This window comes from Streptomyces sp. NPDC051172, assembly GCF_040682555.1.
GTDB lineage: Bacteria > Actinomycetota > Actinomycetes > Streptomycetales > Streptomycetaceae > Streptomyces.
This window is the reverse complement of record NZ_JBFBBE010000101.1, coordinates 1-10,024: the sequence shown is the minus strand read 5'-3', so window position 1 is coordinate 10,024 and position 10,024 is coordinate 1. Positions and strand designations below refer to the sequence as shown.

The window sequence follows — 10,024 nt, the reverse complement described above, 5'->3', positions numbered from 1 at the left end:
CACCACTCCGGCGTCCACGGTCCTGATGGCCGACATCATCGGGTCGATCCTGCCCCCCCTCAGGGGCGCGGGGAACTGCGCGAGAAGCCCCCACCGGCCCGCAAACTGCATCAGGCCAGCAGCCCCGAGCTCTTCCACAGCCGTCGGCCGACACCCCGCAGCACACCAATGTCGTCCAAGAAGTCGGTCAACCTCTTCGCGCCGGTCTGCATGACCTCCCTCCGGTGCCCGCTGCCGCGAACCTGCGCCATCGCCTCCCGCTTGTCCAGCCCGACATTCGTGTACACCTCGGGGTTGACGAAGGCGACGGAAAACACCCGCGCGAACTCACCGGACGTCACCCTGGTGAACTCCTGTGACCACCGCGGCGCCGTCACCATCTGCCGCCGCAGCTCCTCCCGCGCGTACCGCACATGCCGGGCCTCCTCCACGACATGGATCCGCGTGACCCCCCGTATCAGCGGCTGCACCCGCTCGTCCGGAAACGTCAGCCGCTGCATCCAGTCGAGCACCTCCTCCCCGAGGAGCGTGGCCGTGAAGGACCCGGGCGTGGTGGAGATCGTCTTGAACAGCCGCCCCAGGTTCTGGTGCACCCGGGCCACCGGATACCACGGCGCGTCCCCGCGCGAGATCAGCCGCGCGAACATCTTCGAGTGCCGGCACTCGTCCTCGATCTCGGTCAGCGCGTACCGCACATGCGCGCTCGTGGCCGCCTTGTCGTAGATGTGCCGTACCAGCAGCTGCATGAGGATCAGCTCGAACCAGATGCCGAGGGAGGCCAGCGCGGCCGCCTCGTGCTGCGACAGCAGGATCCGCTGCTCCTCGCCCATCCGCTTCCACAGGGGCGTGTCGTACAGCGACACCAGCTCCGGCGGCCAGAACCACTTGCCCTCCTCGAAGGGCGCGTCCCAGTCCAGTTCCTTGTCCGGGTCGAAGGAGTGCTTGGCGGAGGAGGCGAGGAGCCGTTCGGCCACCTGTTCGCGGTCCTTGAGCAGCCCGAGCGCGTCGCGCAGACCGTCCAGCGCGTCGGCTTCCGTCAGGGTCGTCATCGTTCTCCCACCTCTGTTACCCGGGGTCACATCCTCCATCGCTTATGAGACTGCTTGTCAGCAAGCTCGTCAATCCCCTGCGCGCGACTTGTTGACCCGGCGTCTACCACGTGTGAGCCTGCGAAGCATGCCGACTTACGATCTGTACGCCATGGACTCGGGAGACCCTCTCTGGCAGGTGCCGGCGACCGGCGCGGCCCGCTTCAGCTGGGAGGCCATGTTTGTTGGCCAAAAGAATGGCTCCGGCCGCGACCGCCTGCTCGCCCTGTACCAGAAGGGCAAGGACAAGCAGTGGGACGGCCAGAAGCGCATCGACTGGGATCTGGAAGTCGATCCTTACGACCCCCTCGGCACCCCCGACGAGTCCATGTCGCTCTACGGCACCAAGCACTGGGCCAGGATGAGCGACAAGGACAAGGGCGAGCTGCGCAGGCACTACGCCTCCTGGCAGTTCAGCCAGTTCCTGCACGGCGAGCAGGGTGCGATGATCTGCGCCGCCCGGATCGTGGAGTCGGTCCCCGACCTGGACGCCAAGTTCTACTCGGCGACCCAGACCATGGACGAGGCACGGCACGCGGAGATCTACGGCCGCTTCCTGCACGAGAAGATCGGGATGCTCTACCCGATCAACGACAACCTGCAGTCGCTGCTCGGCGACACCCTCCGCGACAGCCGCTGGGACATGCCCTACCTCGGCATGCAGGTCCTCATCGAGGGCCTGGCCCTGGCCGCCTTCGGCATGATCCGCGACACCACCGACAAGCCGCTGCCCAAGCAGATCCTCGCCTACGTCATGCAGGACGAGGCCCGGCATGTGGCCTTCGGCCGGATGGCGCTGCGCGACTACTACAAGCAGCTCACCGACGCCGAACTGCGTGAACGCGAGGAGTTCGTCATCGAGGGCTGCTATCTGATGCGGGACCGGCTGCGCGGGGTCGAGGTCCTGGAGAACTTCGGCATTCCGACCGCCGAGGCGGAGGAGTACAGCGAACAGTCCGAATTCCTCGCGCTGTTCCGGCAGTTGCTGTTCTCCCGCATCGTCCCCTGCGTCAAGGACATCGGCCTGTGGGGCAAGCGGCTGCAGCAGGCGTACGTCGACATGGGCGTGTTCGAGATGGGCGACTCGAACCTGGACCTGTTGATGGCCCAGGACGAGGAGATCGCGGAACGACTGGACGCGGAACGGTTCGCCGCGGAGGAGCAGGAACGGGTGGCGGAGGTGACGGACGCGATCGAGGCGGGCGCGGCCGCGGGCGAGAGCTAGACCGGGCACCCCAGGTCGTCCGGCACCTCCAGCGGCACCGGCTCGGCTCCCTGCGCCGGGAACGACGTCCGCAGCGTGAAGGCGTACGGCGTGGGTCCGTTCGCGCGCAGGTGCAGCAGCCGCTGCTCGGCCTCCGCGACCGTCGGCCGGTGCCCCGCCGGAACCCACCACAGGACCACCATCGCCTCCTGCACCCGCTCGAAGAACTCCCGGCGGCGGGCCAGCATCTCGCGGTGGCGGCCCTGGTACATGTATGCCGTCAGGGCGTTGCTGTCGCGCCACACCGACATGTTGATGATCAGCCACTCGTCACCGAAGACGGGCACGTCCGTGGCGTTGCCCGAGTCGCTCTCGAGCCGCCAGACGAAACCGTCCGCCGCGTCGGCGTCGGCGTTCACGGGGTCGAGGTTGTCGACGAAGTCCTTCAACTGCGGTGAATCCAGAGGGGCTTTGAGGCGTCCGATGTTGACCTGGGCGAGTTGGTACGCGGCATCGGGTGTCGTCATGGACCGAACGATAGGTCGGGAGGCCCGGCGATCCCAGACCATGTCTCAGCATGTGAGCCCCGTCGGCCGAGCCGGTCCAGGATCAGCCCTCAACTTCCGCTGCCGGGCGGAGAGTTCAGCACCGCCCGCATCACGTCCCGGGCGATCGGAGCGGCCATCCCGCCCCCGGTGATGTCCCCCCGCTCCGCCGACGCGTCCTCCACCACCACGGCCACCGCCACCCTCGGCAGCACCTCGCGCTCGCTCTGCGCCCAGGACACGAACCAGGCGTACGGCATACCGGAGTTGCCGATGCCGTGCTGGGCGGTGCCGGTCTTGCCGCCGACGATCGCGCCAGGGATCGCGGCGTTCGTGCCGGTGCCCTCCGTCACGACGTCCTCCATCAGCTGCTTCATGACGTCGGCGGTCTCCGGGCGCATCGCCTGGCGCGCCGGGCGCGAGCCCGCCGTGGTCATCGTGGCGCCGTTGCCCGTGGTCGTCCGCTCCACCAGATACGGCGAGCGCACCTGCCCGCCGTTCGCCACGGCCGCCGCGACCATCGCCATCTGCAGCGGCGTGGCCCGCGTGTTGTACTGCCCGATCGACGACAGCGCGAGCTGCGCCCGGTCCACGGAGGTGTCGAAGGTACTCGGCGCCACGGAGAAGGGGATCCGCAGCCGGGCGTCGTTGAAGCCGAAGGCCTTCGCCGCGGCCCCCATGCGCTTGGCCCCCACATCCACCCCGAGCTTCGCGAACACCGTGTTGCAGGACCACGCGAAGGCCTCCCGCAGCGTGGCGTCCTCGCAGCCGTCGCCCTCGTTCATCAGCATGGTCGTGGTACCCGGCAGCCGGTACGGGTCCGGCGAATCGGTCGGCCGGTCGATGTCCAGGACGGCACCGGCGTCCAGCGCGGCGGCCGCGGTGACCACCTTGAACGTCGAACCCGGCGGATACGTCTGCCGCACCGCCCGGTTGAGCATCGGCTTGTCCGGATCGTCGTTCAGCCGGACCCAGGACCGCTCCGTCGCCGCGGCGTTCCCCGACAGCACCGCCGGGTCGTACGACGGACTCGACACCAGTGCCAGTACCCGCCCCGTCGCCGGCTCGATCGCAGCCACCGCACCCCTGCGCCCGTCGAGCCCCTGGTACGCCGCCCGCTGTGCCGCCGGGTTGAGGGTCGTCACGACGTTGCCGCCCCGGCCCTGGGCCCGCGTGAGGTCACCCACCAGGGGGAACGGCGAGAGCATCGGGTCGGTGCCGGACAGCACCGGGTCCCCGGCGTGCTCCAGCAGCGTGGTGCCGTACACCTGCGAGGCGAAGCCGGTGACGGGGGCGTACAGGGGGCCGTCCGTGTACGTCCGTTCGTAGCGGAGCTGCTCGCCGGAGTCCCGGGAGCCGGTGACGCTCTGCCCGCCGACCAGGATGTTGCCGCGTGGCCGCTCGTAACGGGCGATGGTGGCGCGGCGGTTGGCGGGATTGGCGTCGAAGGTCCTGGCGCTCAAGATCTGGATGCGGACGGCGTTGACGAGGAGCGCCACGAGCAGGAGGGCGCAGAAGAAGGCGGCGTGCCGGATGTGTCTCGCCATCAGGGCGCCACCTCCCCGTTGTACTGCCGCCGCGCCGAATGGCTCACCCGGATCAGCAGCGCCACGATCGCCCAGTTGGTGACCAGCGACGAGCCGCCCTGCGCGAGGAACGGCATCGCCATGCCGGTCAGCGGGATCAGCCCGGTCACCCCGCCCGCGATCACGAACACCTGGAGCGCCACGATCGAGGCGAGGCCGACCGCAAGCAGCCGGCCGAAGGGGTCGCGCAGGGCGAGACCGGCCCGGTAACCGCGCTCCACGAGGAGGCCGTAGAGGAGGAAGAGCGCGGACAGACCCGCCAGACCCAGTTCCTCTCCGGCCGTCGCGAGGATGAAGTCGGACTTCGTCGCGAAGCCGATGAGGATCGCATGGCCGAGACCGAGGCCGGTGCCGAGTACTCCGCCCGCCGCGAAGGCGAACAGGGACTGCGCGACCTGATTGGGGCCCTGTCCCGCCTCGATCGTCGCGAAGGGGTGCAGCCAGTCCTGGACCCGGCTGTTCACATGCGGTTCCAGCCAGCCGACGGCCACCGCGCCCGCGGCGGCCAGCAGCAGCCCCACGGCGATCCAGCCGATGCGCCCGGTGGCGACGTACAGGAGGACCACGAACAGACCGAAGAACAGCAGCGAGGTGCCGAGGTCGCGCTCCAGCACCAGCACGCCCACACTCGCCAGCCAGCTGGCGAGAATCGGACCGAGCACCCGGCCCGTGGGCAGCTGGACCTTCCTGAACCGCCAGACCTGACGCCCGGTGTACGCGAGCGCACTGCGGTTGGCCGCCAGATACGCGGCGAAGAACACGGCGAGCAGCACCTTCGCGAACTCGCCCGGCTGGATGGAGAATCCGGCGATCCGCACCCAGATCCGGGCGCCGTTCACGGCCGGGAAGAGGATCGGGAGCGCCAGCAGGAAGAGCGCGGTGACGACGAAGACGTACGCGTACCGCTGGAGCACCCGGTAGTCCCGGAGCATCAGGACGACCCCGATGAACAGGGTGACGCCGAGTGTGGACCACACGAGCTGGGTGGGGGCCGCCTGGTCGTGGGGCGTCTCCAGGTCCAGCCGGTGGATGAGCACCAGACCGATGCCGTTGAGCAGCACCCCGATGGGCAGCAGCAGCGGGTCGGCGTACGGCGCCCGCATCCGCACCGCCCAGTGGGCGAGCAGCGCGAGCACGCCGAGCCCGGCGCCGTAACCGGCGGCGCCGGGCGGGACGGTGCCGTTCCTGGCGAGGCCCACGGCGCAGTAGCCGTACACGCAGAGCAGTACGGCGACGACGATGAGGGCGAGTTCGATGCCACGGCGCCGGGGCAGGCGGATCACGGGGGCTGGCGTGGCCGGAGTGTCCGCCTGTGCCACGGTGGGTCCGGCGTTGGTCATGTCCGGAACCTACCCAAATAGTCGGTCTTGTGATCTCAGTGTCTCAGCACCAGCGCGGCTGTTCGTGGCCGATGACTTCGATGAAGCGGGCCGCGCCCCACGCCCAGGTGCCGTCCGGGAGGAGGTACCAGATGTTGTCGCCGTCGACGCTCTGGCCCGGGGTCTTGCAGAAGATCGAGACCCGCTCGCCCCGGTGGGCCACCCGGATCACCTGGCTGCCGCGGTTCGGCGCACTGCGCAGAAGCAGTGTCTCCGCGGTGACGACGCCCCGCGCGAGCCGGTCGTGATCGTGGTCGTGGTCGTGCTCGCCCCCCTGGCCGGAGCCCGGGTCCTCACCGCCGCCCCACTCGTCGTCCGCGAGGGCGGGCGAGACGGCCACGGAACTGACGAGAGCACAGGCGGCGGTGGCGGTGGCCAGGCGTATGAGGGTGGAGCGCAGGGACATGGGGGATACCTCCATGAACGGGGGCGAAGCTGACTATTCGCCACATGTCAGCCACATTAGGAGGAGGAGGCGTGGCTCGCCCGTCACGCTGGTCCATAGGAGCGGCCCAGCAGGAGCGCCCCGTAAGGGGCGCGGGGCTGTATCGATGTGCGGCTCCGCCGCGTGGGCGCGATCTCCTGGTCAGTCAGCCTGGCCAAGCGTCAGAACGGCAACCGCCCCACCATCCACCGCATTGGCAAACTCCAGCCGAGCCCCCAACACCTCGGCCTGCCCGACCGCGATGGTCAACCCGAGACCGTGCCCCTTGGCACCCCCCTCCGTGCGGAACCGCTGCGGCCCGTGCTCAAGGAGATAGTCCGGGTACCCGTCCCCGTGATCCCGCACGGTCACGACCGCTCCGTCCACTGTCAGGGACACCGGCGCCCGCCCGTGCTTGTGCGCATTGGCGACCAGATTCCCCAGCACCCGCTCCAGGCGCCGCCGGTCCGTCTCCACGCGGGCGTCCCGCAGGACGACGACCTCCGTGTCGGTCCCCGACGCCCGCACCACCCGCGTCGCCAGCGCGCCCAGTTCCTCCGCGTCCAGCTCCAGCTGCTCCCGTCCGCTGTCCAGCCGGGAGATCTCCAGCAGGTCCTCGGTGAGCGTGCGCAGTGCGGCCACCCGGTCCCGCACCAGCTCCGTCGGCCGGCTCGGCGGCAGCAGCTCGGCCGCCGCGTGCAGCCCGGTCAGCGGGGTGCGCAGCTCGTGCGCCACGTCCGCGGTGAACCGTTGCTCGCTCAGCAGCTTGCCCTGCAGCGAGGCCGCCATCGAGTCCAGTGCGGCGGCCACGGCGGCCACCTCGTCCTGGGGGTGCGTCGGATCCTTCGTACGGGGGTCGCCGACGCGGGCGTCCAGGTCGCCCGCGCTGATCCGCCGCGCCACCTGCGCCGTGGCGTGCAGCCGCCGTGTCACCCGGGTCACCGCGAACGCGCCCACCAGCAGCGTCACCGTGATCGCCAGGCCCGACGACCACAGGATCGACTGGTCGAGCGCGGCGATCGTATGGGACTGCTGCGAGTAGTCGACCTCGACAGCGAGAGCCCTGTTCTGGTCCGCGGGACCCGCCGCCCACATCGTGGGATGCCCGTGGTGCTCGGAGACCATCGTGCCGCGGTTCCCGTCCGCCGCCAGCTCCCGCAGCGCGCTCGGCAGCCCCGGGGGATCGACGCCCGCCCCCGGCAGCAACGAGTCCCCGGCCTGGTACGCCTTCGTCGCGTCCGTCAGGCGCGACAGCGCGAGGCTGCGGGCCTGGCCGACGGTCTGGTTCGTCACCGACACATGCACGAGGACGCCGAGCAGCGCGGCGAGCGCACAGCACATCACGGTGATGAAGACGGAGGCCTTCAGGGCGAGCGTGCCGGCCCACTGGGGAAGCGCAAGCCTCGTCATGGGGTTGCCGAGGGGGTCGGGGAGGGCGACTCGGAGGGGTGCGACAGGCGCTCGCGCTTGCCGATGTGCAGCATCTCGTCGTGGGTGAGCAGCATCACGCGCTGGTTGGGGTCCCAGGTCCACTGGAAGCGGTACTCGTAGTCGGCGAGATCGGACGGCGCGTGGATGATCACGGAACGCCCGGCCAGCTCGACGCCGCTGACCGCGTCGTTGTTGGACATGACCTGGACCACCCGGCCCGCCTCGACGGTGTAGATGCGCACGGCGGTCTGGTTACCGGGCAGCAGCCGGAAACCCACCGTCAGGTCGGGGCGCCCGTCGCCGGTGACGTCCCGGTAGTACGCCTTGAGCAGCGGACACTTCGGGTTCGCCGGCTGCTTGCCGCAGTAGGCCATACGGCGGGCCGTCTCGCGGTACGGCGCCTTGGAGCCGGAGTAGTCGGACGGGTGCTGTGACATCTCGGCCCTGACGACGGCCACCGGGTCCACCTGGCGGATGTCGTCGCCCGGAGCGGTGATGCCCTTCATGGTTTCGGCCTCGCCGTTGTCGTAGTCCCAGGCGGGACTGGCCGCCGGGCTCAGGCTGGGCCACAGCTTGTCCGGGCTGGTGGCGGTCGGGGTCGACCCGGCGCCCTGAAGTCCGCCCGCGTCACCGCAGCCCGCCGCCAGCAGGGCCAGGACGGCTGTGGCGAGGGCTGTGCATGCGGCGCGAGTGCGGAGCACGGTACTCCTGTGGCTGAGAACTATCGGTGACCCGGTACACCCTATTCGTCCGGCGAAACGATTACCTCGCTACTCGGCTGCCTGGCGATACGGCTGCTCGGCGACCTGATCGCCCGGCTGCTCGGCTTCGCCCGCCCGGCTACTCGGCGAGGTCCTCCAGCAGCCGCGCCGTGGACAGCCCTGCCCGCAGATAGTCCACGAACAGTTCGTTGTGCAGCGCCCAGGGGGAGCGGCGGGACCGTATCAGCCGTATCGCCTCCTCGGTCGCGTGCCCCCGGCGGACCAGGGCGTGCGCGACGACCAGCCCCGAGCGGTTGTACCCGTGATAACAGCGGACGAGGACCTTGCGGCCCTCGTCCAGTGCCTCGCCCGCGGCCCGTGCCAGACGCATCACACCCGCGAGCTGGGTACCGTCCAGCGGTCCGTCCGGTATCGCCCACACATGGTGCTCCACACCGGGGTCGGGCCCGTGCCCCGGCAGTCTCAGCAGGGTCTGCACGAGATCGAACTCGCCCCGCACGACAGCGAACTCCAGTTGCCCGGTGCGACCCCTGAACTCGTGCCCGCCCATCCACAGGCCGGGCACTATCTCGCTCCATGGACTGTCCGGAGCCGGTACGTCGGGCTGCTTCCCGCGGGTACGCAATCACGCCTCCCCAAGCGCCGTTTCCGTGGAGCCCAACTCCTCGTCAAAGGTAGCCGGGTTCTTGCCCGCGGAGCACCCCGCCTGTTCCCATGGTCAAGGGGTGATGGTGCATGACCGGACTGCGTGTCGTACCGTCCTGGCGGCACGGCCAGGAGCGGCTCTACGTATGCCTCACGGACGGGCGGAACGTCGCCTGGTACGACAGGGAGGCCGCCAGGGTCAACCTGCTCAGCGAGGACGAGCGGGAGAGCGTGCTGCAGGCCCTGGGCCCCTTCCTCACCGGCCCGGTGACCGTCGGCCCGCCGCCGGTCCCGACCTCGGCCGAGCTGGCCCGGCTCTCCCTCCACCCGGACGACGACCTGGCGCCCAACCGCCCCGGCGAGGCGCTGCTGGTCGCCCTGGACCGGGAACCCGGGCCACCGCACCGGCTGCGTCCGGACCCGCGCCGCCGGGCGCTGGCGGCGGAACAGACGGTCGGCGAGGCCCTGGACCGCCTCGACGGCGCGGGCTGGCACGCCCTGCACTCGATCCCGCTGCCCGGCGGCGACCGTATCCACCATCTGGCGATCGGCCCGGGCGGACTGTTCGCCGTCCATACGGTGTATGCCCGTAAGCAGAAGGTGACGGTCGCCGACCCCATGGTCACCCTGGGCCGCCGCGAGCCCCGACCCCTGCTGAGCAGGGTCCGCGCGGCCGCCGACCGGGCGTCGTACGCGCTGACGGCCGAGGTCCACCCGGTCCTGGCCCTCGCGGAGCCCGCGGACGTCGCGATCCCGGCCCCGCTCCGCGAGGTCCGCGTCCTGAAGGACACGGACCTGGAGGGCCTGGCCCGCCTCGGCGGCGTCCTCAAGCCGGCGGACGTGGAGGCACTGCACGCGATGGCGCGGGACCGGGGGACGTGGACGCGGGTGTGAGGGCTGCCGGCCGGGGCTTGATCTTTCAGCCTGTCCGGCGTTTGAGGACGAGGCCGTCAGCGCGCGCCTCCGCCTCCCAGGGGTGGCGCAGGTCGATGACCGTGCG

The 10,024-nt window shown here is 70.4% G+C and carries 10 protein-coding genes; 2 read left to right on the top strand and 8 right to left on the bottom strand.

Going from position 1 to position 10,024, the window contains the following annotated elements:
* Positions 1-110: 110 nt before the first annotated feature.
* Positions 111-1,049: a diiron oxygenase gene (locus AB0N07_RS38770; RefSeq protein WP_365843515.1), complete on the bottom strand. Its 939-nt coding sequence runs from the start codon at positions 1,047-1,049 to the stop codon at positions 111-113.
* Positions 1,050-1,176: 127 nt separating this feature from the next.
* On the opposite strand from AB0N07_RS38770, the gene AB0N07_RS38765 reads away from it, so the two are divergent.
* Positions 1,177-2,313 carry a ferritin-like domain-containing protein gene (locus tag AB0N07_RS38765; RefSeq protein WP_365843513.1) on the top strand — a complete coding sequence of 379 codons (1,137 nt, stop codon included), beginning with the start codon at positions 1,177-1,179 and terminating at the stop codon, positions 2,311-2,313.
* On the opposite strand, the gene AB0N07_RS38760 is transcribed toward AB0N07_RS38765, so the two are convergent.
* From AB0N07_RS38760 to AB0N07_RS38730, 7 genes are all read right to left on the bottom strand, one after another.
* Positions 2,310-2,819, bottom strand: a complete 510-nt coding sequence (locus AB0N07_RS38760) for a DUF3291 domain-containing protein (protein WP_365843511.1) — start codon at positions 2,817-2,819, stop codon at positions 2,310-2,312. The two genes, AB0N07_RS38765 and AB0N07_RS38760, sit on opposite strands and share 4 nt — an antisense overlap.
* 89 nt (positions 2,820-2,908) lie before the next feature.
* Positions 2,909-4,384, bottom strand: a complete 1,476-nt coding sequence (locus tag AB0N07_RS38755) for a penicillin-binding transpeptidase domain-containing protein (RefSeq protein ID WP_365843509.1) — start codon at positions 4,382-4,384, stop codon at positions 2,909-2,911.
* On the bottom strand, positions 4,384-5,763 hold the full coding sequence (locus AB0N07_RS38750) for an FtsW/RodA/SpoVE family cell cycle protein (protein ID WP_365843507.1): 1,380 nt from the start codon (positions 5,761-5,763) through the stop codon (positions 4,384-4,386). Before AB0N07_RS38750 ends, AB0N07_RS38755 begins: the two co-directional genes overlap by 1 nt.
* A gap of 43 nt (positions 5,764-5,806) precedes the next feature.
* Positions 5,807-6,208 (bottom strand): SH3 domain-containing protein, encoded by a 402-nt coding sequence (locus AB0N07_RS38745; RefSeq protein ID WP_365843505.1) that lies wholly within the window; start codon positions 6,206-6,208, stop codon positions 5,807-5,809.
* Between the two features lie 180 nt (positions 6,209-6,388).
* A complete protein-coding gene (locus tag AB0N07_RS38740; RefSeq protein ID WP_365843503.1) occupies positions 6,389-7,636 on the bottom strand; it encodes an ATP-binding protein in 1,248 nt (415 codons plus the stop codon).
* A complete protein-coding gene (locus AB0N07_RS38735) occupies positions 7,633-8,358 on the bottom strand; it encodes a hypothetical protein (RefSeq protein ID WP_365843501.1) in 726 nt (241 codons plus the stop codon). Before AB0N07_RS38735 ends, AB0N07_RS38740 begins: the two co-directional genes overlap by 4 nt.
* A gap of 139 nt (positions 8,359-8,497) precedes the next feature.
* Complete coding sequence (locus AB0N07_RS38730; RefSeq protein ID WP_365843499.1) at positions 8,498-9,004, bottom strand: dual specificity protein phosphatase family protein; 507 nt, start codon at positions 9,002-9,004, stop codon at positions 8,498-8,500.
* A 110-nt stretch (positions 9,005-9,114) separates the two neighbouring features.
* On the opposite strand from AB0N07_RS38730, the gene AB0N07_RS38725 reads away from it, so the two are divergent.
* Complete coding sequence (locus AB0N07_RS38725) at positions 9,115-9,918, top strand: nuclease-related domain-containing protein (protein WP_365843497.1); 804 nt, start codon at positions 9,115-9,117, stop codon at positions 9,916-9,918.
* The last annotated feature ends 106 nt before the right edge of the window (positions 9,919-10,024 follow it).